This window comes from Brevundimonas diminuta ATCC 11568, from assembly GCF_000204035.1.
GTDB lineage: Bacteria > Pseudomonadota > Alphaproteobacteria > Caulobacterales > Caulobacteraceae > Brevundimonas > Brevundimonas diminuta.
The window spans coordinates 1,057,540-1,080,209 of the sequence record NZ_GL883086.1 but is presented as its reverse complement, the minus strand read 5'-3'; the positions used below and the strand labels follow the sequence as shown (position 1 = coordinate 1,080,209).

Annotated in this window: 25 protein-coding genes; 15 read left to right on the top strand and 10 right to left on the bottom strand. The window is 68.0% G+C overall.

Annotated elements, in window-relative coordinates:
• The first annotated feature begins 35 nt into the window (after window positions 1-35).
• The 3 genes from BDIM_RS09080 to BDIM_RS09070 are packed head-to-tail and all read left to right on the top strand — an operon-like array spanning window position 36 to window position 3,961.
• A complete protein-coding gene (locus BDIM_RS09080; RefSeq protein ID WP_003165284.1) occupies window positions 36-1,010 on the top strand; it encodes a mechanosensitive ion channel family protein in 975 nt (324 codons plus the stop codon).
• Window positions 1,011-1,013: 3 nt separating this feature from the next.
• Window positions 1,014-2,030, top strand: a complete 1,017-nt coding sequence (locus BDIM_RS09075) for a threonine aldolase family protein (RefSeq protein WP_003165283.1) — start codon at window positions 1,014-1,016, stop codon at window positions 2,028-2,030.
• 50 nt (window positions 2,031-2,080) lie between these two features.
• Window positions 2,081-3,961: an ABCB family ABC transporter ATP-binding protein/permease gene (locus BDIM_RS09070; protein WP_003165282.1), complete on the top strand. Its 1,881-nt coding sequence runs from the start codon at window positions 2,081-2,083 to the stop codon at window positions 3,959-3,961.
• On the opposite strand, the gene BDIM_RS09065 is transcribed toward BDIM_RS09070, so the two are convergent.
• The 4 genes from BDIM_RS09065 to BDIM_RS09050 all read right to left on the bottom strand — a co-directional run bounded on the left by BDIM_RS09065 (window position 3,958) and on the right by BDIM_RS09050 (window position 7,044).
• Window positions 3,958-4,437 (bottom strand): general secretion pathway protein GspK, encoded by a 480-nt coding sequence (locus BDIM_RS09065; RefSeq protein WP_003165281.1) that lies wholly within the window; start codon window positions 4,435-4,437, stop codon window positions 3,958-3,960. The two genes, BDIM_RS09070 and BDIM_RS09065, sit on opposite strands and share 4 nt — an antisense overlap.
• Entirely contained in the window at window positions 4,434-5,009 is a 576-nt protein-coding gene (locus tag BDIM_RS09060; protein WP_003165280.1) for a response regulator, read from the bottom strand. The genes BDIM_RS09065 and BDIM_RS09060 overlap by 4 nt, the downstream gene beginning before the upstream one ends.
• Window positions 5,010-5,105: 96 nt before the next feature.
• Window positions 5,106-6,056, bottom strand: coding sequence for an acetyl-CoA carboxylase carboxyltransferase subunit alpha (locus BDIM_RS09055; RefSeq protein ID WP_003165279.1), 951 nt, complete (start codon window positions 6,054-6,056; stop codon window positions 5,106-5,108).
• Between the two features lie 85 nt (window positions 6,057-6,141).
• Window positions 6,142-7,044 carry a site-specific tyrosine recombinase XerD gene (locus BDIM_RS09050; RefSeq protein ID WP_003165278.1) on the bottom strand — a complete coding sequence of 301 codons (903 nt, stop codon included), beginning with the start codon at window positions 7,042-7,044 and terminating at the stop codon, window positions 6,142-6,144.
• Window positions 7,045-7,112: 68 nt separating this feature from the next.
• Here BDIM_RS09050 and BDIM_RS09045 point away from each other — a divergent pair, with 68 nt between their 5' ends.
• From BDIM_RS09045 to BDIM_RS09035, 3 genes are read left to right on the top strand one after another with little or no spacing between them, the layout of a single operon-like run.
• Window positions 7,113-7,682, top strand: coding sequence for a shikimate kinase (locus BDIM_RS09045; protein ID WP_003165277.1), 570 nt, complete (start codon window positions 7,113-7,115; stop codon window positions 7,680-7,682).
• The gene (gene aroB / locus BDIM_RS09040) at window positions 7,679-8,785 is read left to right on the top strand and encodes a 3-dehydroquinate synthase (protein ID WP_003165276.1); all 1,107 of its coding nucleotides are present in this window, start codon (window positions 7,679-7,681) and stop codon (window positions 8,783-8,785) included. The genes BDIM_RS09045 and aroB overlap by 4 nt, the downstream gene beginning before the upstream one ends.
• Window positions 8,782-9,369, top strand: a complete 588-nt coding sequence (locus BDIM_RS09035) for a GNAT family N-acetyltransferase (protein ID WP_003165275.1) — start codon at window positions 8,782-8,784, stop codon at window positions 9,367-9,369. The genes aroB and BDIM_RS09035 overlap by 4 nt, the downstream gene beginning before the upstream one ends.
• Here the strand turns inward: BDIM_RS09035 and BDIM_RS09030 are convergent.
• Window positions 9,366-9,779, bottom strand: coding sequence for an MliC family protein (locus BDIM_RS09030; protein WP_003165274.1), 414 nt, complete (start codon window positions 9,777-9,779; stop codon window positions 9,366-9,368). The two genes, BDIM_RS09035 and BDIM_RS09030, sit on opposite strands and share 4 nt — an antisense overlap.
• A 30-nt stretch (window positions 9,780-9,809) precedes the next feature.
• Window positions 9,810-10,280: a tRNA adenosine(34) deaminase TadA gene (gene tadA / locus BDIM_RS09025; RefSeq protein WP_050796683.1), complete on the bottom strand. Its 471-nt coding sequence runs from the start codon at window positions 10,278-10,280 to the stop codon at window positions 9,810-9,812.
• Between the two features lie 12 nt (window positions 10,281-10,292).
• Between tadA and BDIM_RS09020 the strand changes: the two genes are divergently transcribed.
• The gene (locus tag BDIM_RS09020) at window positions 10,293-11,795 is read left to right on the top strand and encodes a pseudouridine synthase (RefSeq protein WP_040345602.1); all 1,503 of its coding nucleotides are present in this window, start codon (window positions 10,293-10,295) and stop codon (window positions 11,793-11,795) included.
• Window positions 11,796-11,817: 22 nt separating this feature from the next.
• The gene (locus BDIM_RS09015) at window positions 11,818-12,234 is read left to right on the top strand and encodes a GFA family protein (RefSeq protein WP_040345598.1); all 417 of its coding nucleotides are present in this window, start codon (window positions 11,818-11,820) and stop codon (window positions 12,232-12,234) included.
• Here the strand turns inward: BDIM_RS09015 and BDIM_RS16885 are convergent.
• A complete protein-coding gene (locus BDIM_RS16885; protein ID WP_003165270.1) occupies window positions 12,219-13,166 on the bottom strand; it encodes a CPBP family intramembrane glutamic endopeptidase in 948 nt (315 codons plus the stop codon). The genes BDIM_RS09015 and BDIM_RS16885 overlap by 16 nt on opposite strands.
• A gap of 46 nt (window positions 13,167-13,212) precedes the next feature.
• On the opposite strand from BDIM_RS16885, the gene rsmD reads away from it, so the two are divergent.
• Entirely contained in the window at window positions 13,213-13,788 is a 576-nt protein-coding gene (gene rsmD, locus BDIM_RS09005; protein ID WP_003165269.1) for a 16S rRNA (guanine(966)-N(2))-methyltransferase RsmD, read from the top strand.
• On the opposite strand, the gene BDIM_RS09000 is transcribed toward rsmD, so the two are convergent.
• The 3 genes from BDIM_RS09000 to mutL form a co-directional block, all read right to left on the bottom strand.
• Entirely contained in the window at window positions 13,771-14,046 is a 276-nt protein-coding gene (locus BDIM_RS09000; RefSeq protein ID WP_003165268.1) for a YjhX family toxin, read from the bottom strand. The genes rsmD and BDIM_RS09000 overlap by 18 nt on opposite strands.
• A 183-nt stretch (window positions 14,047-14,229) precedes the next feature.
• Window positions 14,230-14,700, bottom strand: coding sequence for a low molecular weight protein-tyrosine-phosphatase (locus BDIM_RS08995; RefSeq protein WP_003165267.1), 471 nt, complete (start codon window positions 14,698-14,700; stop codon window positions 14,230-14,232).
• Window positions 14,701-14,736: 36 nt separating this feature from the next.
• Window positions 14,737-16,659 carry a DNA mismatch repair endonuclease MutL gene (gene mutL, locus BDIM_RS08990; RefSeq protein ID WP_003165266.1) on the bottom strand — a complete coding sequence of 641 codons (1,923 nt, stop codon included), beginning with the start codon at window positions 16,657-16,659 and terminating at the stop codon, window positions 14,737-14,739.
• Window positions 16,660-16,872: 213 nt separating this feature from the next.
• On the opposite strand from mutL, the gene BDIM_RS08985 reads away from it, so the two are divergent.
• The 6 genes from BDIM_RS08985 to BDIM_RS08960 form a co-directional block, all read left to right on the top strand.
• Window positions 16,873-17,577, top strand: coding sequence for a YceI family protein (locus tag BDIM_RS08985; protein WP_040346783.1), 705 nt, complete (start codon window positions 16,873-16,875; stop codon window positions 17,575-17,577).
• Window positions 17,578-17,652: 75 nt separating this feature from the next.
• Window positions 17,653-18,957, top strand: coding sequence for a YceI family protein (locus tag BDIM_RS08980; protein ID WP_003165264.1), 1,305 nt, complete (start codon window positions 17,653-17,655; stop codon window positions 18,955-18,957).
• Window positions 18,958-19,043: 86 nt separating this feature from the next.
• Window positions 19,044-20,327, top strand: coding sequence for a serine--tRNA ligase (gene serS / locus BDIM_RS08975; RefSeq protein ID WP_003165263.1), 1,284 nt, complete (start codon window positions 19,044-19,046; stop codon window positions 20,325-20,327).
• A 171-nt stretch (window positions 20,328-20,498) separates the two neighbouring features.
• Window positions 20,499-21,290 carry a 5'/3'-nucleotidase SurE gene (gene surE, locus BDIM_RS08970; protein WP_003165262.1) on the top strand — a complete coding sequence of 264 codons (792 nt, stop codon included), beginning with the start codon at window positions 20,499-20,501 and terminating at the stop codon, window positions 21,288-21,290.
• Window positions 21,287-21,931: a protein-L-isoaspartate(D-aspartate) O-methyltransferase gene (locus tag BDIM_RS08965; RefSeq protein WP_003165261.1), complete on the top strand. Its 645-nt coding sequence runs from the start codon at window positions 21,287-21,289 to the stop codon at window positions 21,929-21,931. The genes surE and BDIM_RS08965 overlap by 4 nt, the downstream gene beginning before the upstream one ends.
• Window positions 21,932-22,058: 127 nt before the next feature.
• The coding region (locus BDIM_RS08960; RefSeq protein WP_040345593.1) for a LysM peptidoglycan-binding domain-containing protein at window positions 22,059-22,670 on the top strand (612 nt) is incomplete at its 3' end.

Here is a 22,670-nt window from a genome sequence, read left to right as displayed (position 1 = left end):
ATCGGCTGCATAGGCGTTAGACCCGGCTCATGCTCATGAATTTCCTGCATACCCCTGCCGTCCTCGCCGAGCCCCTGGCTCAGGTGGTGGCCGCTGGCGAGCAGAGGTTGACCGTCGACGCGACCATCCTGGCCAAGGCCATGGATATGCTGGGCGATTTCGCCATCAACCTGACGGTGGCGGCGATCATCTTCGCCCTGACCTTGGTGGCGGCGCGCTGGGCGTCGGGGGCTGCGCGCAAGCTGCTGGGCCGCACCAAGGCCGTTAGGCGCGATCCGACGGTGCTGGCCTTTATGGTTCAGATCGTGCGGGTGGTGGTCATCATCATCGGCATGATCGCCGTGCTGCAGCGGCTGGGCGTGCAGACGACCTCCATCATCGCCGTTTTGGGTGCCGCCTCCCTGGCGGTCGGCCTGGCGTTGCAGGGCACGCTGTCGAACGTGGCGGCGGGGGTGATGCTGCTGGTCCTGCGCCCCTATCGCGTCGGCGAGGTCATCGATGTGGGCGGCGCCTCGGGCACGGTGCAGAAGCTGGACCTGTTCACCACCCAACTGACGAACGCCAACAACCACAAGATCGTCATTCCGAACTCCAAGGTGCTGAGCGACGTCATCATCAACCTGACGGGCCAGCGGACGCGCCGGATCGAGATCAAGTTCACCGTCGGCTACGGCGAGAATCTGAAGGAGGCGCGCGACGTGCTGGCGGCGGTGGCGCGGCTTCACGACAAGGTGCTGAAGGATCCTGCGCCCTGGACCGGGGTGACGGCCCTGCTGGACAGCGCGGTCGAGATCACTCTGCACGCCTGGGTGAACACTAGCGACTGGTGGCAGACCCAGGCCGATCTGATGCAGTCGGGCAAGGAAGCCCTGGACGAAGCCGGCATCGAGATTCCCTTCCCGCACCAAGTCGAGGTGCCGGCGAAGGACGCCAAGTTCGCGCGGGTCGTCATGGCCCCGATCCAGGACAGTGCGGTCCAGGGCGAGGCCTCGGACCAAGGGAGAGAATGAGCCGTGCGTTTTGATTTCGGTTCCGACAATACGACGGGCATGGCGCCCTCGGCGCTTCAGGCCTTGGTCGCTGCCAACGCCGGGTTTGCGCGGGCTTATGGCGCGGACGAAACCTCGGCGCGCGCCGCCGATTTGATCCGCCAGACGCTGGACGCCGACGCCGAGGTGCGTTTCGTCTTCAGCGGCACTGCGGCCAACGCCATCGGCCTGTCGATGTTGGCGCGACCCTATGAGGCGGTGCTGGCGCATCATGCGGCCCACGTCTGTACAGACGAGACGGGGGCGCCTGGATTCTTCGGCCAGGGCGTCGGCTTGATCGGCCTGCCGGGCTATTCGGGCAAGATCGACCTCGCCGCGCTCTACGCCGCGCTGGAAGAGCCGGTGGTCGGGCATCGTCAACCGCCGGCGGCGCTCAGTGTGACGCAGACGACCGAATACGGCGCCGTCTATTCCGAAGAAGAACTTCGCCACTTGATCGAACCGTCAAAGCGGGCGGGCCTGGGCGTGCACATGGACGGCGCGCGGCTGGCTAACGCTGTGGCGGCGGGCTTCGATCCTAAGGACATTCCGCGCCTGGGCGTCGATGTGCTGTCGTTCGGCGGGGCCAAGGCGGGCGCGCACTGCGTCGAGGCCCTGGTGATCTTCGACAAGACGCTGACGCGCCGGATCGACAACCGGCTGAAGCAGGCGGGGCAGACGGCGTCCAAGGGGCGGTTGCTGGCTGCGCCGATGCTGGGACTTCTGGAATCCGGCGATTGGCTGACGGGGGCCGCCCACGCCAATCTGATGGCGCAGCGCCTGGCCGACGGCATCGAGGGGCGGACGCCCTTCGTACTGGCCCACCCGGTGGAATCGAACACTGTCTTTGTGCGGATGCCGGATGAGGCGCATCAAGCGCTGAACGCTGCGGGTTGGGCCTGCTATCAATTCGACGATGGTTCTGTGCGGTTCGTCTGCTCCTGGGCGACGGATGAAGCGTCGGTGGATGAGTTGATCGCCGTCGTGGCGAGCCTGGATTGACGTGGCGGGCGCGTTCCGCCTCGGAGGCATGATGGCGGCGGGACGTGACGATGCGCGGTGAACGCTCAGGACGGCGCGGCGACCTCGCAAGCAAGGCCGTGAACGCCGGGACGGATTCTGCGCAACAGGAGGCGCCGCCTACGCTGGAGGCGCTGAAGAATTTGATCGGCGTGGTGGCCCGTTCGGGCGCGCCGCAACTGCCGTGGCGCGTGACGGGGGCGATCCTGCTGACCCTGGCGGGCAAGGGGTTGGGCGTGCTGGCGCCGTTGGTTCTGGGCGCGGCGGTCAATCATCTTGCGGCGGATCAGGGGCCGGCGGCGTCAGTGGGGCTGGGCTTCGCCGCCTTCGCCGTGGGCTGGGCCCTGGTGCGTTTTTTGTCGGCGGCGACGCCGCAGTTGTCAGACGTGGTGTTCGCGCCGGTGCGTGCGGCGGCGCAGCGCAAGACGGCGGCCGAGACCTTCGCCCACGCCCTCAGCCTGTCGCTGGACTTCCACCAGACCAAGCGGTCCGGCGCTCTGTCGCGGGTGATGGACCGGGGCTCGCGCGCGGTCGACTTCCTGCTGCGGATCCTGATGTTCGACCTGGGCCCGACGGTGCTGGAGCTGGTGCTGGCGGCGGCGGTTCTGGGCGGCAAATACGACTGGCGATTCGGCGCCGTGGCGGTGGCCGTGGTGCTGGTCTATGCGGTCGCGACCTTCTCCATGGCCAACTGGCGGCTGGAGCACCGGCGCGCCATGAACGCGGCCGACAGCGAGGCGGCGGGCCTGTCGGTCGACGCCCTGCTGAACTACGAAACCGTCAAGTCGTTCGGCGCCGAGGGCCGGGCGGCGCAGGCCTATGATGCGTCCCTCGCGACCTATGCGAAGGCGTCGCTGAAGGCGAACACTTCGCTGGCGACCCTGAACCTGATCCAGGGTCTGATCATGAACGTCGGCCTTGGCGTCATGGCGGTCATGGCCGGGTTCGAGGCCGCGGCCGGGCGCATGGGGCCGGGGGATGTGACGGCGGCGGTGCTGATCATGATCTCCCTCTATGCGCCGCTGAACATTCTGGGCTTTGCGTATCGAGAAATCCGCCAATCCTTCATCGACATGGAGGAAATGCTTAAGGTGACGCGGCAGGCGCCGCAGGTGGCGGACGCGCCTGACGCCATCGATCTGCCGCGTCCTGAAAGCGGGCGGGGGGCCGAAATCGTGTTCGACCATGTCGGTTTCCGGCATGACGCGCGGGCGGCGGGGCTGGACGACGTCAGCTTCGTCACGCCCGCGGGCACCACGACCGCCCTGGTCGGGCCGTCGGGGGCGGGCAAGTCCACCATCGTCAAGCTGGCCCTGCGACTGCTCGATCCGCAGGAGGGCGTGGTGCTCATCGACGGCCGGGACGCGCGTAGCGTGACCCAGGCGTCGTTGCGGGCGGCCGTGGCCCTGGTGCCGCAGGACGTGGCCCTGTTCAACGACACCATCGCCGCCAACATCGCCTTCGCCCGGCCCGACGCGGACGAGGCGGCGATCTGGGCGGCGGCGGAAGCGGCGGAACTGGCCGACTTCATCCGCAATCTGCCCGAAGGCATGGACACGCGCGTCGGCGAGCGGGGCCTGAAGCTGTCGGGCGGCGAACGTCAGCGGGTCGGCATCGCCCGCGCCCTGCTGGCCGATCCCTGCATCTTGATCTTAGACGAGGCGACCAGCGCGCTGGACAGCCGGACCGAGGCCGCTATTCAGAAGACGTTGCGTCGCGCCCGAACCGGCCGCACGACCCTGGTCGTGGCGCACCGCCTGTCGACCGTGGCCGACGCCGATCAGATTCTGGTGCTGAAGGCGGGCCGCATCGTCGAACGCGGCGCCCATCATGAGCTGGTGGCGCGTCAGGGCGGAGAGTATGCGGCGCTGTGGCGCAAGCAGACGCGCGGCGCGAAGGCCCAGGCCGGTTAGGCTTCGGGCTCTCCGGCGCCGGGAACCTTGGCCTTGAGCACGTCCTTGAGGCTGTCCAGCACCTTGGCGCGGGCGTCGGAGGCTTCGGAAGGCAGCGTCAGCAGCAGGCGCAGGGCTTGAGCGTGGACCGTGACGACGCGCCAGTCAAAGGCTCGGCCCTCGGGCGCGGCGTCGATCAGGTCGCACAGATTGGCCGCGGCTGCGCACAGGTCGTTGAGTTCAAACGGCCCGGCCGCGTCGATCACGGCGCTGGCGTGGCTGTAGGCTTGATCCAGGGCGGTTTCGTCGATGCCGACGGGAGCGGGCAGGGCCGCCAGGGCCGTGACCTGTTCCTGAATGATCTCTCGGCTGCGGGCCTCCAGCCCGGCCAGATTGGCGCGGGCCTGGTTCAGGGCGACGCCGACGCTGACGCCGCCGGGCTGGTCGACCAACGTCGACAGGCGGCTGCGACGGCGATTGTGCGTGATGACTGTCATAGCTCCACCGCCGCCCTGCGTTCTTTTTCAAAGGCTGTCTTGCGGCGCTCTTCGGCGCGACGCTCGGGGCCGGGCCAGGGCTCGCTGCGGAAGCGGCGGTCGGGGCCGAAATAGTCGCCGACCTCCAGGAAGGGGCGGTTATCCCGCGACACCCAGACGATGCGCTCCAGCAGGACGCCCGCGCTGAACGGCTTGGTGATCAGGAAGTTGGCGCCGCAATCGCGCGCATCCGACACCTTGGAGCGGCGCACGTGGGCGGCGGTCATGATGACAGGCGTATAGGCGTTCGGCTCCAGACCGGAACGGCGCAGCCAGCGCACGAATTCGTATCCGCTCATGCCCGGCATTTCGCAGTCGACCAGGATCAGATCGACTGGATGAGTCTGCAGGATGGAGATGGCATCGGCCGCGCTCTCGCAGGCGTGACGCACCTTCATGCCGAAACCGAGCAGGGCCTGGGCGGTCAGCTCCAATGAAAAGGGAGAATCGTCGATGACCATCGTCACCGCGCCGTCGAAGTTGAACACCGCGCTTTCGCGCAGGGATTCACCGACCCCGTTCATGCCGCGCATGGGAGCCTGCCGATGCGAGCGGAGGAAAACAGAACGAATCGCATGATGTCAGCTTCGGCGGCGTTGCGACGCCGCGCAATCGCGATCAGCCCTTGATCAACCCAGACGGCCGATGGCGTAGAAGCGGTCGGCGCGCTGTTTCTTGAGCTGCTCAGCGGACAGGCCGGACATGGCCTTCAGCTCTTCTTCCAGAACCTGGCCGACATTGCGGATCGCTTTTTCACGGTCGGCGTGGGCGCCGCCCAGGGGCTCGGGGATCACGCGATCGACGATCTTCAGCTCAATCAGGTCGGGCGCAGTGATCTTCATGGCGTTGGCCGCGTCCTTGGCCCGCGCGCCGTCGCGCCAAAGGATGCCCGCCGCGCCTTCCGGCGAGATGACCGAATAGATCGAGTGCTCCAGCATCAGCACGCGGCTGGCGGCGGCGATGGCGATGGCGCCGCCCGAGCCGCCTTCGCCCGTCACCGTGGCGATGGAGGGCACGCCTAGGGTCAGGCCGCGCTCGGTCGAGCGGGCGATGGCCTCGGCCTGTCCGCGCTCTTCAGCGCCCAGACCCGGATAGGCGCCGGCGGTGTCGACGAAGGTCAGGACCGGCAGGCCGAACTGCTCGGCCATGTCCATCAGGCGGACGGCCTTGCGATAGCCCTCGGGGCGGGCCATGCCGAAGTTGTGGGTGATGCGGGTCTGGGTGTCGTGACCCTTTTCGTGACCCATGATCACGACCGGCTGGCCGCGGAATCGGGCCAGGCCGCCCAGGATGGCCTGGTCGTCGCCGAACTGACGGTCGCCGTGCAGCTCAACGAAGTCGGTGAACAGGCCGTCGACGTAATCGACGAAGTGCGGACGCTGGGGGTGGCGCGCGACCTGGGTGCGCATCCACGGATCGAGGTTGGCGTAGGCCTTGGTGCGCATGGCGTCGGCCTTCTTGCGCAGGGCGGCGATCTCGGTCTCGAACGACCCGCTGGTCGGCGCCAGAAGCGACAGCTCGGCGATCTTGGCGTCCAGTTCGGCGATCGGCTTTTCGAATTCGAGATAGTGCGTGGCCATAAGGCGTCCGTGAGGAAGAAGCGCGCTTGGCGCTACGGAAGGCGGCGGAACCTAGAGCGCGGAACGCCTCGGAGCAAGCGCGGGTTCAGTCGTCCTTCGCCAAGGGGTGGTTGGCGTGGACTACCTGGGAAAGGCGGTCGACAGCGACGTGGGTGTAGATCTGGGTGGTCGAGATGTCGGCATGGCCCAGCAGGGTCTGCACCACGCGCAGGTCGGCTCCGCCTTCAAGCAGGTGGGTGGCGAAGGCGTGGCGCAGGACATGGGGGCTGACGCGGGCCGGGTCGATTCCCGCCATGACGGCCGCCTGATCCAGAAGTTGGGCGAAGCGGCGCGGCGTCAGATGGCCGCTCTTGCCGTGCGAGGGGAACAGCCAGGCGCTGTCGGGCGTATTCGGCTTTCGGGCGGCGTCGCGGGCGTTCAGCCAGGCCTTGATCGCCTCGCGCGCGGGCATGTTCAGCGGGGCCAGCCGCTCCTTGCCGCCCTTGCCGCGCACGATCAGATAGGCGGGGTCGCGGCGAACGGCCTCGACCTTCAGCGCCAGCAGCTCGGACACGCGCAGGCCAGAGGCGTAGGCCATCTCGACCAGGACGATCAGGCGCAGACCCGCCGTGCTGTCGGCGGCGCCGGCGGCGGTCAGCAGGGCCTCGATCTCGTCGCGGCTGAGGGTCTTGGGCAGGCTCCGGCCCTGCTTGGGCGCGTCCAGCCGGCGCGAAGGATCATCGGCTCGCCAGCCCTCGCCCAGGGCGAAGCGATAGAACTGGCGCACGGAGGCGCGGCGGCGGGCGGCTGTGGCGGCGGACAGGCCGCGCCGTGACAGGTCGGCGAACCAGGCCTCCAGCGCCTCCTGCGGCGCGCCCATCAGACCGCCGACGTCGTTCAGCCATGTCTGCGCATCCGCCAGATCGCGGCCATAGGCGGCCAGGGTGTGGGGCGAGGCGTCGCGCTCCACCGCCATCATCTCCAGAAAGGCTTCGATCTGCGGGGTCATGCGGCGCGTCTGGTCATCGCTTCTGGGTGTGAAGCGGGGCGGCGTCTGGTGTAGAGGGTGTACGGACCATGCCTTCTGACGCCTCGCCTGATTCCTTCCCGCTGTCTTCGGTCCGCACCATAGCCCTGGTGGGGCTGATGGGCGTCGGGAAATCGACCGTGGGGCGGCGCCTGGCGGCGCGGCTGGGCCTGCCGTTCGCCGACGGCGATCATGTGATCGAGGAAGCGGCGGGCATGACCGTCAGCGAAATCTTCGCCACGCGCGGCGAGGTCGAGTTCCGGGCGGGCGAAGCGCGGGTTATGAAGCGCTTGCTGGAAGGGCCGCCGATCGTGCTGGCGACCGGGGGCGGGGCGGTGCTCAACCCCGACACCCGCGCCCTGATGAAGCAGCATGCCGTCAGCGTCTGGATGCGTGCGGACCTGAAGGTCATCGCCGAGCGGGTAGGGCGACGCGACACCCGGCCGCTGTTGCGCAATCGCGATCCTCTGACAGCCCTGAACGATTTGGCCAAGGCGCGCTATCCCATCTACGGCGAGGCCGATCTGACGGTCGATGTAGGCGGCGGATCGCACGCCCAGGCCGTCGAGGCCATCCTGAAACAGTTGCGCCGGTTCGGACGGCAGGAGACCCAGTCATGACCACGACGATCCCGGTCGCAGGCGGCGCCTTCGCCCCCTATGAGGTCGTCGTCGGGCGCGGTCTGCTGAAGACGGCGGGAGCCGAGGTCGCCGCATTGAAGCCCACGCGAGCCTTCATCGTCAGCGACGAGACAGTCGCGGCTATCCACGGCGAGACGGTGCGCGCCTCGCTGGAAGGCGCGGGCCTAGCGACCGGAATCGTCACGGTGCCCGCAGGCGAGGCGTCCAAGTCGTTTGAACAGCTTGAGGCGGTGCTGGATCGATTGCTGGCCGAAGGACTGGATCGCAAGAGCCTGGTCGTCGCCCTGGGCGGCGGCGTGGTGGGCGACCTGGCCGGTCTGGCGGCGGCGTTGTTCATGCGCGGGATCGACTTCGTGCAGGTTCCAACCACTCTGCTGGCTCAGGTGGATTCCTCGGTCGGCGGCAAGACGGCCATCGACACCCCGCGCGGCAAGAACCTGATCGGCGCCTTCCATCAGCCGCGTCGGGTGCTGGCGGACATCGAGGCCCTGGCTACCCTGCCGGTGCGCCAGATGCGCTCGGGCTGGGCCGAGGTGCTGAAGCACGGGCTGATCTGCGACGCGGCCTTCTTCGACTGGCTGGGCGGCGAGGGGGCTGCTGGGGCGCAGGGCGATCTCGATGCGCTGGAGCGGGCGGTGATCCGCTCGGTCGAAATCAAGGCCCAGATCGTCGGCGAGGATGAGAAGGAGGCGGGCCGTCGCGCCCTGCTGAACCTGGGCCACACCTTCGGTCACGCCCTGGAGGCTGAACTGGCTTTTGACGAGGCCCTGACCCACGGCGAGGCGGTGGCGTTGGGCTGCGCCATGGCCTTCCGTTATTCGGCGCGGCAGGGGCTGTGCCCGGCGGCGGAGGCTGAGCGCGCCGAGGCGGGCATCCGCGCGGCGGGCCTGCCGACGCGACTTTCGGATGTGGCCCACGCCTTCGCGGCCGACGCCCTGATCGCGCGCATGGCGGGGGACAAGAAGGCCGAGGGCGGACGCCTGACCCTGATCCTCGCGCGGGCCGTGGGCGACGCCTTCACCGACAAGGACGTGGACGCCGAGGCGGTGCGCGCCTTCCTGATTGAGGAAGGCGCGGCGTGAAGCTGTCGCCCGTCGTCCTTGAAGACGCCTTCGTTCGGCTGGAGCCGTTCACCGAGGCGCTGAAGGATGAGGTTCGGGCGGCGCTGGACTGCGACCCGGACGCCTGGAATGGCATGGTCGCCGCCGCCTATGGCGCGCATTTCGACGGCTGGTGGGATGCGGCGCTGAAGGCGATGGCGGCGGGGTCTCGCATCGCCTATGCCGTGCGGCGTCGTGCCGATGGTGCGGTCGTCGGCACGACCAGCCTCTATGAGATCAAGCCCGAGCATCGACGCTGCGAGATCGGTTCGACCTTCTATCGACCCGAGGCGCGGGGCGGGCCGGTCAACCCGGCGTGCAAGCGTCTGTTGCTGGACTACGCCTTTTCGAACGGGGCGATCCGGGTCGAGATCATCACCGACGCCCTGAACGCCACTAGTCAGGCGGCCATCCGCAAGCTGGGCGCGGCCTTTGAAGGCGTGCTGCGCAAGCACAAGACGACCTGGACCGGCCGGGCGCGGGATACGGCGCAGTTCGCCATCCTGGACGAGGACTGGCCCGAGGTGCGGCGACGGCTGGACGAACGCTTGGCGGCCTTCGCCTAGTCGACGGCCCGGCATTCGGTGGGCTCGCGGTCGGCGGCGGTCCATGTGGCCATGACGCCCTTGCCGCGCAGCTCATAGCCCGAGGCGCGATACCAGATGCCGTCAGCGGCGCGTTCCTGGAACAGATCCACCGCCTCGCCGCTGGAATTGCGCACGGTCGCCATCTGGCGCGGGTTGTCGAAGTCGACCGACAGGCGTTCGGAGTTGTTGCACAGATAGACGGCGTGGATGAGGCGGTTCAGGGCGCGGTCCTGAAGCTCAGCGCCGGTGCGGCGGCGCGTGGTCTGGGCTTCGACGGCGCGTTCGCGCACGGCGTCGCCGTCAGTCGGGGCCTCGCGCGGTTCCTGGCCGCAGGCGGACAACAGCACCAGGACGGAGACGATGGTCGGCCAGAGGATACGGGTCGGCAAGAGGAGCCTCTCAAGGTCAAGCTTGGAAACTCAACGCCCGGCGTCGCTCAGCGTTCCTGATCGTGATTTCCGGCGTGAGCGGAAGAAGCTGCGCAGCATTTCAGCGGCCGGATCAGCCATGACGCCGCTCTCGGTCCGGGGCCGCCAGTGACAGGTCGGCTGGTCGAAGAAACGCCCGCCGTGCAGCACGGCGCCCCCCTTGGGATCGTCCGCCCCCCAGACCACGCGGCCGATGCGGGCGTGGCTGATGGCGCCCGCGCACATGGCGCACGGCTCAAGGGTGACGTAGAGAGTCAGGTCCGTAAGGCGATAATTCTGCAACTTCGCCGCGGCATCGCGCAGGGCGACGATCTCGGCATGAGCACTCGGATCATGGGCCGTGATGGGCCCGTTTTGCCCGCGCCCAAGCACTTCGCCGGTGTTTTCGTCCACGATCACGGCCCCGACCGGCACCTCGCCGGCTTCAGCCGCCGCTTGCGCCAGATCGAGCGCCATGCTCATGAACCGCTCATCATGGATCGCCATCCCAAAGACAACGACAAGAAGCCCCGCTCCCGTCAAGACGACGGCGCGCGCGGTCCCCGCAATTTCGCCGATAAAGGCCCGCGAAAGTCCTTCGACAAGGACGCAAAGCCGGGCGGCAAGCCTCGCGACCGCGTCGGGGGCAAGCCGGGCGACAAGTCTGCGTCCGAGGCCAAGGGCCCGGAGCGCACCGAACGAATCGCCAAGGCTATGGCCCGCGCGGGCATCGCCTCGCGTCGTGAGGTCGAACGGCTGATCGGTCTGGGCAAGGTGGCGGTGAACGGCCGCATCCTGGCCACGCCCGCCGTACTGGTGACGCGCGACGACAAGATCACCGTCGACGGCAAGCCGATCGGCGCGGCCCAGGCGACGCGCGTTTGGCGCTATCATAAGCCCGCAGGCCTGATCACCAGCCACAACGATCCGGCTGGCCGCCCTACCGTGTTCGACGCCCTGCCTAGCGGCCTTCCGCGCGTGATTTCGGTCGGCCGCCTCGATCTGGCAACCGAAGGCCTGCTGCTGCTGACCAACGACGGCGAACTCAGCCGGGCGCTGGAACTGCCGGAAACGGCCCTGGTGCGCCAGTATCGCGCCCGTGCGCGCGGCCGCATCACCCAGGAGCAGTTGGACAAGCTGAAGGACGGCGTGGTCGTCGACGGCGTGCGCTACGGCCCCGTGGAAGCCACCATCGACAAGGCCAAGGAAAAGACTGAGGGTGAAAAGTCGTCGGCCAACCTGTGGCTCAGCGTCTCGATCACCGAGGGCAAGAACCGCGAAGTCCGCAAGGTGCTGGAGAGCATCGGCCTGACGGTCAACCGCCTGATCCGCCTGGCCTATGGTCCGTTCCAACTCGGCACCCTGCCGGTCGGATCGGTCGAGGAAGTCGGCCCGCGCGTGATCCGCGAAATGCTGGCCGAGCATATCCGTCCCGAGAACCTGCCGACCGGCAATACGGTGGCGACGCCGACGCCGATTCCAGGGCGTCGCACCGGCACGCCGATCGTGCGCGGCAAATCCGGCTCGGCCATGTCGGATCCGTCGCGCAAGCCCAGCCGCGTGCGCGCCGCCGAGACGGCGGCTGAAGACGGCGCCGAGTTCGGCAAGCCGGCTCGCAAGGAAGGCTGGGCCAAGGCCAAACCGAAGTTCGAGCACAAGAAGACCTTCAAGCCGCGCGCCCGTCCGGGTGATGACGAAGGGACGGAAGGCGGTGATCGTCCGCGCCGTCCGTTCACGCCGCGCGAACCGCGCGCCGACCAGTTCATCGACGACCGTCGCGGTCCGCCCAAGGGCGGCCGTCCCGGCGGAAAGCCCGGCGGCAAGCCGTTCGGTCGTCCCGGTGGAGCCGGTGGGCGTCTTGATGCGCGTTCGGACTCTCGTTCGGGCGACCGACCAGGCGGTCCTCGCGGCGGCGGCAAGCCGTTCGGAGGCAAACCTTTCGGCGGCAAGCCTTCGGGCGGTGCAGGCGGTCGTGGCGGCCCGCGCGGACGCGGCTGACTATTGAGCAGAGACGCAAGGCATGGCGGACGTAGAAACCCTGTTGAACGGCCGCTGTCTGTGCGGGGCGGTGCGCTTTACCGCTACGCCTAAGGGCGAAATGCACGCCTGCCATTGCGAACGTTGCCGCCGGACCTCGGGCGGGGTGTCGCTCAGCGTCGACTGCGGCGACACCGTTGAAGTCGAGGGACCGCTGGCGACGTATGATTCGTCGGATTGGGCCGAGCGGCAGTTCTGCCCGGCCTGCGGCTCCAACCTGTTCTGGCGGTTGAAGGCGGGCGGCATGGTCATGGTCTCGGTCCAGGCGTTCGACGACCCTTCGGCCTTCGCCTTCGACAGCGAGATCTATATCGACGCCAAGCCCGCCAACTACGCCTTCGCCGGCGACCGCGCCCGTATGACCGGCGCCGAGGTCGAGGCTCTCTACGCCGGGGGCTGAGCCTGGCGGTTGCGGGCTAGGCGTTCTGCGGCCGCAAGGACGACGACGAGGCTGACGAACTCCAGCGCCAAGGCGGACACAGGGATCGCTTCGGCGGACAGCCCGGCGCCCGACAGCGGTTCGCCCAGCAGGGCTATGGCGAGGTTGTTGGCCCAGTGGGCGCCGATGGCGAATTCAATGCCGCCTAGTCTCAGCGCGGCCCAGGTCCAGACCAGGCCCGACAGAGCGCGGGCGATGAACGCCACTGGATCGGGATCCAGGTGGACGACGGAGAAGATCAACGCATTGATCAGGCACAACAGGATCAGGCTGCGGGTGAGCCCTCCAGTGACCCTGAGAAGAACGCCTCGAAAGGCGACTTCTTCAGCCGCGGCCGCGATCAACAGGCCGACGCTCGCCGCAAGGATGTAGGTCAGGCGGCTTTCGATCGAATAGGCGAGATTGAAGATCGGCGGAGGGCCGATCGGATCGATCAGATTGTAGACTAGGACGCTGACGCCGCCGACGACGCTCATGACGGCGAAACCAATTCCCAGTTGTCGCCAGGAGAGACGGCGGCCGGGCCAGAGGAAGGCGGCGACCGGTGCTCGATAAACAATCTTCGCGGCGAGCAGGATGGCTCCGCCCATGAATCCCAGCATCAAGCCTAGCGCTAGAACCGAGACGTTTTCGTCCCACAGACGGCCTGGGCCTTCAGGTGCGACGGCGAAAAGGTCAGTGGGGAGCAGGCCCGCCGACTCAAAAGGAAGAGTCAGCAGGATGGCGGCCACCATGGCCGTGGCCATGAGAAGTGCGGACAGTGCGATGAAGGCGATCAGGCGCTTCCAGGGCGCAGCGGGTTGAACCTCGGCGATCAGGGGACTGTTGCGCGCCTGTTCGATGGCGACGCGAAATGCAAACTGAATAAAGCCGGGGAATTCAACGCGAGACATGGGCCGAACGTTGCATTGCGCGCGTGGCCGGTCCAGAGGCGGGGCCATGAGAATCGTCGCTGGACAATATCGCGGTCGGGCCATCGTCACGCCCGAGGGACAGAACACGCGGCCGACGTCGGATCGAGCGCGTCAGGCGATCTTCAACGTGCTGGAGCATGCGCCGTGGGCCGAAGGCCTGCATGAGGCGCGGGTGATCGACCTCTACGCCGGTTCGGGCGCGCTGGGGTTTGAGGCGCTGTCGCGCGGAGCGGCTTTCTGCCTGTTCGTGGACACGGACGACGGCGCGCGCGGCGCCATCCGCGAGAACATGGACGCCTATGGCCTGTTCGGCCGTTGTCGGGTGCATCGGCGCAGCGCGACCGATCTGGGGCCGCGCCCCGGTTCGGCGGGCGAGGCCTTCACCCTGGCGTTTCTGGATCCGCCCTACGCCAAAGGCTTAGGAGAGCAGACGCTGGCGCGGCTGCTGGAGGGCGGCTGGTTGGCGTCGGGCGCTATCGTGGTCTTCGAGCGCGGCTCGGACGAGCCCGAGATCGACACCCCCGGCTATGAGCGGTTGGACGCGCGCGACTACGGCGCCGCGCGCGTCCTGTTCCTCAGGGCGTCAGAAACTTCGACCTGAGGTCCGGTTGTCAGCCCGGCTGCGCAGGCGGCTGAGGCCGTCGCGGTTGACGACGTAGGGGCCGCCGTTTCGGGACTTGATGACGCCCTTGCGCTTCAGGCTGCGCCATTGATCCAGGTTACAGCCGTCCAGCACCCAGCCTTCGCGGGTGAAGCAGCGGGCGGCCAGGATACGGCCCTGTTCGTCGCGTTCCAGCAGGATGCGACCGCCCTGGGCGAGGGCGTGGAGCGTGCGTTGCTCCGCACGTGACAGGTTCATGGGATTGGGATTTCCAAGGCATGAGAAGACACGCGCCCGGCGCAACGGGGCGCGGGCGGGCTCAGGAGGCCTCGGGACGATCAGCGTCCGGGCCTATGCCGTGGCTACAATCTCAAACATGGTTCCATCCCATTGGGGGAAGGCGCGGCTTATAGCGCGAGGCGTGGTCGGCGGCTAGGCGCTTCAACCTCTGCGGCGCTGAAGCTCGGCGGCCAGGGCGCGGGCGCCGGCCGTGACATCAGCCCAGGTGACGTCGAAACCGTCGTCTTCGCCGAAATAGGGATCGGCCACGGCCTGACCGGCGCGGCCCTCGACGTGATCCAGCAGCAGGGACAGTTGGGCCGTGGCGTCGGGCGGGGCGAGACGGCGCAGGTTCGCCAGATTGTCGTGATCCATCGCCACCAAATGGGTGAAGCGGCGGAAGTCGGCGGGTTTCACCTGACGCCCGCGCAAGGCCGAGATGTCGACGCCGTTTTTCAACGCGACCGCCTGGGCGCGCGGGTCGGGCGGAGAGTCGACGTGCCAGCCGCCCGTGCCTGCGGAATCAGTGATGGCGTCCAGATGTATGCGACGCGCTTCTTCGCGAAAGGCCGCCTCGGCCAGCGGCGAACGACAGATGTTGCCCAGGCAGACGAAGAGGACGGAAGGAGCCATCCCCTCAAGTCGCGAAGCGGTAGGGTGACGAAAAGATCATCGCCGCCCGAACAGCTTTTCCAGATCGTGCAGCTTCAACTCCACATAGGTCGGGCGGCCGTGGTTGCATTGGCCGGAGTGGGGCGTGGCCTCCATCTGGCGCAGCAGGGCGTTCATCTCGGGCGCCGACAGGACGCGGCCCGAACGCACCGAGCCGTGGCAGGCCATGGTGCCGCAGACCTCGGCCATGCGCTCCTTCAGCGATAGGGCGGCGCCGTGTTCGGACAGGTCGTCAGCGATGTCGCGGATCAGGCCCTGAACGTCGGTATCGCCCAGCAGAGCTGGGGTTTCGCGCACCAGCACCGCGCCCGCGCCGAACGCTTCGACGATCAAGCCCATCTCGGCCAGTTCCTCGGCCTTGGCGGCGACGCGCTCGGCCTCGGCGGGATCCAGTTCGACGACTTCGGGCGTCAGCAGGGCCTGACGGGTGACGGCGCCGTCGGCCATCTGGGCCTTCATCCGCTCATAGACCAGGCGTTCGTGGGCGGCGTGCTGGTCGACGATGACCAGGCCGTCGCGGGTCTGGGCCACGATGTAGTTGGCGTGCAACTGCGCCCGCGCGGCGCCCAGCGGGTAGTCGATCAGATCGACTGGAGCCGAAGCGCCGGGCGCGATCTGGCCCGCGTGTTCGGCCTGAATCTCGCTCAGGGTGCGGAAACTTGGGACGGCTGCTTCCCCGCTCCATGTGTGTTCGACGCGGGCGGAGCGTTCGTTGAGACCCGGCAGGTTCTGGGCGGCGGCGGCCGGTTGCGACCAGCCCTGCCAGCCGCTCCAGCCCGGCGCGGCGTTGCTGAACGTCTGCGGCGCGACCGGGTTGTAGAGGGCATCGCCCGTATGCGGCCGGAACCCTGACAGGGCGTCTGCAGCGACCGTGGTCGAGGCGCGGTGTCCCGCCGCGTGCAGGGCGTGACGCAGGGCGCCGACGATCAGGCCGCGCACCAGCGCCGGGTCGCGGAAGCGCACCTCGGCCTTGGCCGGGTGGACGTTCACGTCGACATACAGCGGGTCGATGTCGATGAAGAGGGCCGCCGCCGGGTGCCGGTCGCGCGCCAGGAAGTCGGCGTAGGCCCCGCGCAGAGCGCCCTGCAGCAGGCGGTCGCGCACCGGGCGGCCGTTGACGAACAGGAACTGGTGCGCCGCATTGCCGCGCGAATAGGTCGGCAGGCCCGCATAGCCGGACAGGCGCACGCCGTCGCGCTCCTGATCGATCAGCAGGGCGTTGGCCTCGAAGTCGCGGCCCAGCAGGGCGCCGAGACGTTTCAGCCGCCCCTCGTCGCCGGGATGTTCGGCAGGCAGGCGCAGCGTCGTCTTGCCGTCCAGCGTCAGGGTGAAGGCCACGGCCTCGTGCGCCATGGCCTGACGCTTGATCTCTTCGGAGATGGCCATGGCCTCGGCCCGCTCGGACTTCATGAACTTCAGCCGGGCAGGGGTGGCGTAGAACAGGTCGCGCACTTCGACCCGCGCGCCGTGCGGGCCGGGGAAGGCGGCGGGCGACAGGGGCCTTTGGGCGCCGCCCTCGACGGAGATGGCCCAGGCGTCGTTCTGAGGCTGGCCGGTTTCGGCGCGCGCACGGGTGGTGATGTTCAGGCGAGCGACCGAGCCGATGGAAGGCAGGGCCTCGCCTCGGAAGCCCAGGGTGAAGATGCGCAGCAGGTCCACGTCGCCCGCATCGTCCGGCTCCAGCTTCGACGTGGCGTGGCGTTCGATGGCCACGGGCAACTCGTCACGCGGGATGCCCTTGCCGTCGTCGGCGATCAGGATGCGGGTCAGGCCGCCGCCGTCCGCCTGAATCTCGATGCTGCGGGCGTCGGCGTCGATGGCGTTCTCGACCAGTTCCTTGATGGCGCTGGCCGGGCGTTCGACCACTTCGCCGGCGGCGATGCGGTTGACGGTTTCGGGGGGGAGGCGACGGATGGTCATGTGAGTCGCGAGGATAGGCGCCGTCGCCCGCAGACGCACCTCAATCCTTTTTTCGTGAGGTCGAAGGCGGTTTTCGTGATCGGGGGGCTTGAAGCACGTGAATGGCAACTTATACTGTTGCAGTCCGACGGCGAGGCCGGACGGACACTCGACCTGTTTCCGGACTGTCTGTCCAGTTTTCGTTTCAACCGCCTGATTGAGGTTTCCTCTCCCATGAAGATCAAAGCCGCCCTGATCGCCGTTTCGGCCGCCGCCCTGCTGGCCGCCTGCAGCCAGCCCGCTGACACCGCCGGCGCCCCGACGACCGACGCCGCCTCGACCGCTCCGGTCGCGCTGAAGGCCACTTCGGGCGTCTATGTGATGGACCCGACCCACGCCTCGCTGCAGTGGTCGCTGCCGCACAACTCGATCTCGAACTACACGGCGCGCTTCAACAAGTTCGACGCCAAGATCACGCTGGACCCCGCCAACCTGGCCAACAGCACGGTCGAGGCGACCATCGACCCGGCTTCGGTCGACGCCAACTATCAGGGCGACTACGTCGGCACCCACGCCGCCACCGGCTTCAAGAGCTGGAGCGAGGACATCGCCAAGAACAAGAACTTCCTGAACGCGACCGCCTTCCCGCAGATCACCTTCAAGTCGACCAAGGTCGAGCTGACCGGCACGCGCACGGCCAAGGTGACGGGCGATCTGACCTTCCTGGGCGTGACCAAGCCGGTGACCCTGGACGCCACCTTCAACGGCGACCTGGAGAAGCACCCGTTCGTGCCGGCGCCGGCCATCGGCTTCTCGGCTGAGGGCAAGTTCAAGCGCACCGACTTCGGCATGGCGCTGGGCCCGGTCGGGGATGAAGTGACGATCCGCTTCGACGCCGAGTTCATCAAAGAAGTCGCCCCGGCGGCTCCCGCCGTCTGATAGGCTGCGACACGACGAAGGGGCGGGGCCGTTCGGTCCCGCCCTCTTCATATTCAGACTGACGCGAGAGCTCTCATGACCCGCCGCCCCAGCCGCTACAGCGCCGTCGCCATCGCCCTGCACTGGCTGATCGCCATAGCCATCCTGTCGATGATCCCGATGGGGTGGTGGATGAGCGACGCCATTGTCGAGCCGGACAGCCAGGCGCTGGCCTATCGCGTCTTCCAGATTCACAAGTCGATCGGCTTCCTGATCCTGGCGCTGACGGTGCTGCGGATCGTGTGGCGGCTGACGCACCCGGTTCCGGCTCTGCCCGGCGCCATGAAGGGGTGGGAGCAGTTCGCCGCGCGGGCGACGCACGCCGCCTTCTACGCCCTGATGCTGGCCCTGCCGCTGACAGGGTGGGCCTATGTCTCGACCGGATGGGCCGTGGTCACGGACACGCCGCTGGCCGTGGCGACCAGCTGGTTCGGCCTGTTCACCATTCCGCATCTGCCCTTCATCGAACACGCTTCCGAAGGCGTTCGCCGCACGACGGCGTGGATGGCCATGGGCGCGCACAGCAAGCTGGCCTGGGGCATGATCGTCCTGGTCGTCCTGCACGTCGCCGCGGCGCTGAAACACCAGTTCCTGGATCGCGACGGCGTGCTGTCGCACATGATCCCGGTCCTGTCGCATGGCGATGACGCCCATGGCGTAGCGCCCGAACCGACGCCGGCCGTGCGCTGGGCCGAGCGGCTGGCGGGCGTGGCCTTCGTGGTCGTGATCGGCGCCGCCTTCGGCCTTGCCGCCAAGCCTGCGCCCAAGACGGAAGGGCAGGCGGTCGCCTCGGCTCCTGCCGCCGCCCCTGCGGCTGACGCGGCCGTGACGCCGGGCGCGGCCGCCGCCTGGACAGTGGACAAGGCCGCCTCGACCATCCAGTTCACCGGAACCCACACCGGCAAGGCCTTCACCGGCCGGTTCGAGCAGTGGGACGCGCAAGTCTGGTTCGATCCGGCCGATCTGGCGGGCTCGAAAGCCGTGGTGACGGTCCAGACCGGCACGGCCAAGACCGGCGACGCCACCCAGGAAGGCAGCCTGCCGGGCGCCGAATGGTTCGACACGGCGACCTATCCGACCGCTCGCTTCGAAGCGACGGCGTTCAAGGCGCTGGGCGGGAACCGTTATGAGGCGACGGGAACCCTGCGGATCAAGGCGACGACGGTCCCGGTCGTCCTGCCCTTCACCTTCGACGAGGCGAACGGGACGGCGACGGTCGAGGGCAAGCTGGAGCTGGACCGCGCGGCGCTGAACATGGGCATGATGTCCGACGCGGGCGGCGACTGGGTGTCCAAGGCCATCGGCGTCGAGATCAAGGTCAAGGCGACGCGTCAGGGTTAAGAAATCGGGCGCGGGGTTTGCCCGACTCCGCGCGGGGCGCTACAGCCTTCGGCTCTCCCTTCCTTGAGCGCCGAAAGAGCGACGCCATGCACGATATCCGAGCCATTCGCGACAATCCCGAAGCCTTCGTCGCAGGCTGGTCGTCGCGCGGCGTGGATGACGCCGACGATGTGGTCGCGCGCATTCGAGCGCTGGACGTCGACCTGCGCGCCGCCCAGACGCGCGGTCAGGACGCCCTGGCCAAGCGCAACGCCGCTTCCAAGGCCATCGGCGCCGCCATGGGCAAGAAGGACATGGCTGAGGCCGACCGCCTGAAGGCCGAGGTCGAGGCCCTCAAGGGCGAAATCGCCGAGGCGGGCGAGGCCGAAACCGCCAAGGGCGCCGAACTGCGCGACCTGCTGGCCGGGCTGAAGAATCTGGCCGCCGCCGACGTGCCGGACGGCGAGGATGAAAACGGCAACGTCGAAGTCCTGAAGTGGGGCGAACCGCGGACGACCGGCCCGGTCAAGGATCACGCTGACCTGGGCGAGGCCCTGGGCCTGCTGGACTTCGAGGCCGCCGCCAAGATGTCCGGCTCGCGCTTCGCCGTGCTGAAGGGTCAGCTGGCGCGTCTGGAACGCGCCATCGGCCAGTTCATGCTGGACCTGCAGACCGGCAAGCACGGGTATCAGGAAGTCGCGCCGCCCTACATGGTCAAGGACGACGCCATGTTCGGCACCGGCCAGTTGCCGAAGTTCGAGGAAGATCTGTTCCGCGCTGGCGAGCACCTGCTCATCCCTACCGCTGAAGTCTCCCTGACCAACCTGGTGCGTGAGCAGATCCTGTCCGAGGACGAGGTCGCCCAGCCCCTGCGTATGGCCGCCCTGACGCCGTGCTTCCGAGCCGAGGCCGGTTCGGCGGGGCGCGATACGCGCGGCCTGATCCGCCAGCATCAGTTCTCCAAGGTCGAGATGGTCTCCATCTGCCGCCCGGAGGATTCCGAGGCCGAGCACGAACGCATGACGGGCTGCGCCGAGGCGGTGCTTCAGGCGCTGGAGCTGCCCTATCGCAAGGTGCTGCTGTGCAAGGGCGACATGGGTTTCTCGGCGCAGAAGACCTATGACCTCGAGGTCTGGCTGCCTTCGCAGAACACCTATCGCGAGATCAGCTCCTGCTCGAACTGCGGCGACTTCCAGGCCCGGCGCATGGACGCCCGGTTCAAGCGCGCGGGCGAGAAGAAGACGGAGTTCCTGCACACCCTGAACGGCTCGGGTCTGGCGGTCGGCCGCACCCTGGTCGCGGTGATGGAAAACTATCAGCAGGAGGACGGGACCATCGCGGTTCCGGCCGCCCTGCAGCCCTATATGGGCGGGTTGAAACAGGTGGGCTGATCCTTCTCCCCTTGTGGGAGAAGGTGGGCCGCGCAGCGGCTCGGATGAGGGGTTGCTCAGACAGAAGATGCTAGTGGCGAGTTCAGACGACATGATTACCGGCCGGGGTTCGACCCCTCATCCGTCTGGCTTCGCCAGCCACCTTCTCCCACAAGGGGAGAAGGAAGCCTGATGCGTATCCTCCTCACCAACGACGACGGCATCGAGGCCGAGGGCCTGGCCTGTCTGGAAAAGATCGCCCGCGCCCTGTCGGACGACGTCTGGGTCGTCGCGCCGCAGACCGAGCAGTCGGCCAAGGGGCGGGGCATCACCCTGACCGAGCCGCTGCGCGTCAATCAACTGGGCGACAAGCGGTTCGCCGTGACCGGCACCCCGACCGACTGCGTCATCCTGGCCGTCAACGACATCATGCCCGAGAAGCCCGATTTGGTGCTGTCGGGCGTCAATCGCGGCCACAACGTGGGCGAGGACGTCAGCTATTCCGGCACGGTGGCGGGCGCCCTTCAGGGCATGGCCTTCGGCATCCGCTCCATCGCCCTGTCGCAGTCGCTGGAGCGGTTCCACGACGAAGCGATCGCCCACTGGGAAACGGCCGAAGCCTTCGGTCCCGGCATCGTCGCACGCCTGCTGGAGCAGAAATGGGGGGAGGGCGTGGTCATGAACGTCAACTTCCCGCGTCTGCCGCCGGAACTGGTCAAGACGGTCGAGGTGACGCGTCAGGGCTTCCGCGACATCGGCGAAATGCACGCCATCCGCCGCACGGACCTGCGCGGCCGCGACTACTACTGGATGGCCTTCCGCGGCGCGCCGCAGGAGCACGCTGACGGCACCGACCTGCGCGCGATGGACGAGGGCCGCATCTCGGTCACGCCGCTGCACATCGACCTGACGCACATGCAGTCGGTCAACGATCTGAAGAAGGTGCTGGGCGGCGCCCCGCCCAAGGGGCCGCAGGAAAAATGAGTCTCAAGGACGACCGCGCGGGCCGATTGATCCTGTCGCTGCGGCGTCAGGGGGTGACGGACGCGCGGGTTCTGAAGGCGATGGAGTCCATCGACCGCGCCGTCTTCGTCCATGAGAAATTCCTCGATCAGGCGTGGGAGGATCAGGCCCTGCCGATCGACTGCGCCCAGACGATCAGCCAGCCCTTCATCGTCGGCCTGATGACCCAGGCGCTGGACGTCCAGCCGCGCCATCGCGTGCTCGAGATCGGCACCGGCAGCGGCTATCAGTGCGCGGTTCTTAGCCGCATGGCGCGCTTCGTCTATTCGGTCGAGCGTTACAAGAGCCTCTTAAATGAGGCTGAGAACCGATTGAAAATCCTTGGGATCGATAATGTCTTCACTCGCCACGGCGACGGCGGACAGGGTTGGCCGGAGCAGGCGCCGTTCGACCGGATCATGGTCACGGCGGCCTCGCCGCATGAGCCGACCGAACTGCTGAAGCAACTGAAGCCGGGCGGCGTCTTGGTCGCGCCGGTGGGACGCACCTCGGTGCAGATGCTGAACCGCTACACCGGCCAGCCCGACGGCAGTTTCCAGCGGGAAAGCCTGTGCGAGGTCCGCTTCGTTCCCCTGGTCGAAGGGACGGCGAAAGAAGGGTGAGGGGCGAAATCTCACCGCTCCATTAACCTTTCCGCCCCACTTTCGCGCGGGTTGCCGGGTTGGATTCGGCCACGGGTCGGGGCAAACCGGCTTCTGAATGCTGAACAAGGTTAATACGGAGAGACGCATGAGCGGCTTTACAGGCTGGATCAGGGCGGCGGCGGTCGTCGGCGGGGCGCTGGCGGTGACGGCGTGTTCGACCTATCCGAACGAGCCGCGCTACTCGACCCGGCCGATGGGGGCGGGCGGTTATCCGCAACAGCCGGGGCAACCCCAGGGCCAGCAGCCCGGCGCCTATCCGAACAATCCCTATTACCAAGGGCCGGCGACGCAGCCGCAGCAGCCTGCTCAACCGCCGATTCAGGAAGGACCGCGCGCGCCGGCTGGCAATATCGAAGGCGGCGGCCTGCCCCCTGCGGGCGGTCCTGCCTATCCCTCGACCGGAACGCCGAGCACGGTGACGCCGCCGCCCGCTGCGGGCAATCCGGCGATGCCGGGCGCGACCTATGTGATTCAACCGGGCGACACCATTTCGGGCGTGGGGCGTCGTTTCCGTACGCCGGTGCAGATTTTGATCGACCTGAACGGCCTGGGGCCGCGGGGCGCGATCTCTGCGGGACAACGCATCATTCTGCCGGACAGCGCGGTGGACGCGGGCGCCGATCCTTACGCTACGGGGCCGTCGCCCGTCGGGGTGAGGACGCCGAACAACGGCGTCGCGCCGCCGCCGCCGCCGCCG

What these genes read in the sequence shown, in the direction of transcription:
- BDIM_RS09065 (WP_003165281.1), bottom strand. Translation starts at nt 4,437, where the DNA reads ATGACAGTCATCACGCACAATCGCCGTCGCAGCCGCCTGTCGACGTTG.
- aroB (WP_003165276.1), top strand. Translation starts at nt 7,679, where the DNA reads ATGACCACGACGATCCCGGTCGCAGGCGGCGCCTTCGCCCCCTATGAG.
- BDIM_RS08985 (WP_040346783.1), top strand. Translation starts at nt 16,873, where the DNA reads ATGAAGATCAAAGCCGCCCTGATCGCCGTTTCGGCCGCCGCCCTGCTG.
- BDIM_RS08965 (WP_003165261.1), top strand. Translation starts at nt 21,287, where the DNA reads ATGAGTCTCAAGGACGACCGCGCGGGCCGATTGATCCTGTCGCTGCGG.
- surE (WP_003165262.1), top strand. Translation starts at nt 20,499, where the DNA reads ATGCGTATCCTCCTCACCAACGACGACGGCATCGAGGCCGAGGGCCTG.
- BDIM_RS09045 (WP_003165277.1), top strand. Translation starts at nt 7,113, where the DNA reads ATGCCTTCTGACGCCTCGCCTGATTCCTTCCCGCTGTCTTCGGTCCGC.
- BDIM_RS16885 (WP_003165270.1), bottom strand. Translation starts at nt 13,166, where the DNA reads ATGTCTCGCGTTGAATTCCCCGGCTTTATTCAGTTTGCATTTCGCGTC.
- BDIM_RS09055 (WP_003165279.1), bottom strand. Translation starts at nt 6,056, where the DNA reads ATGGCCACGCACTATCTCGAATTCGAAAAGCCGATCGCCGAACTGGAC.
- BDIM_RS08995 (WP_003165267.1), bottom strand. Translation starts at nt 14,700, where the DNA reads ATGGCTCCTTCCGTCCTCTTCGTCTGCCTGGGCAACATCTGTCGTTCG.
- mutL (WP_003165266.1), bottom strand. Translation starts at nt 16,659, where the DNA reads ATGACCATCCGTCGCCTCCCCCCCGAAACCGTCAACCGCATCGCCGCC.
- rsmD (WP_003165269.1), top strand. Translation starts at nt 13,213, where the DNA reads ATGAGAATCGTCGCTGGACAATATCGCGGTCGGGCCATCGTCACGCCC.
- BDIM_RS09015 (WP_040345598.1), top strand. Translation starts at nt 11,818, where the DNA reads ATGGCGGACGTAGAAACCCTGTTGAACGGCCGCTGTCTGTGCGGGGCG.
- BDIM_RS09060 (WP_003165280.1), bottom strand. Translation starts at nt 5,009, where the DNA reads ATGCGCGGCATGAACGGGGTCGGTGAATCCCTGCGCGAAAGCGCGGTG.
- BDIM_RS09020 (WP_040345602.1), top strand. Translation starts at nt 10,293, where the DNA reads ATGGATCGCCATCCCAAAGACAACGACAAGAAGCCCCGCTCCCGTCAA.
- BDIM_RS09080 (WP_003165284.1), top strand. Translation starts at nt 36, where the DNA reads ATGAATTTCCTGCATACCCCTGCCGTCCTCGCCGAGCCCCTGGCTCAG.
- BDIM_RS08980 (WP_003165264.1), top strand. Translation starts at nt 17,653, where the DNA reads ATGACCCGCCGCCCCAGCCGCTACAGCGCCGTCGCCATCGCCCTGCAC.
- serS (WP_003165263.1), top strand. Translation starts at nt 19,044, where the DNA reads ATGCACGATATCCGAGCCATTCGCGACAATCCCGAAGCCTTCGTCGCA.
- tadA (WP_050796683.1), bottom strand. Translation starts at nt 10,280, where the DNA reads ATGAGCATGGCGCTCGATCTGGCGCAAGCGGCGGCTGAAGCCGGCGAG.
- BDIM_RS09000 (WP_003165268.1), bottom strand. Translation starts at nt 14,046, where the DNA reads ATGAACCTGTCACGTGCGGAGCAACGCACGCTCCACGCCCTCGCCCAG.
- BDIM_RS09050 (WP_003165278.1), bottom strand. Translation starts at nt 7,044, where the DNA reads ATGACCCCGCAGATCGAAGCCTTTCTGGAGATGATGGCGGTGGAGCGC.
- BDIM_RS09070 (WP_003165282.1), top strand. Translation starts at nt 2,081, where the DNA reads ATGCGCGGTGAACGCTCAGGACGGCGCGGCGACCTCGCAAGCAAGGCC.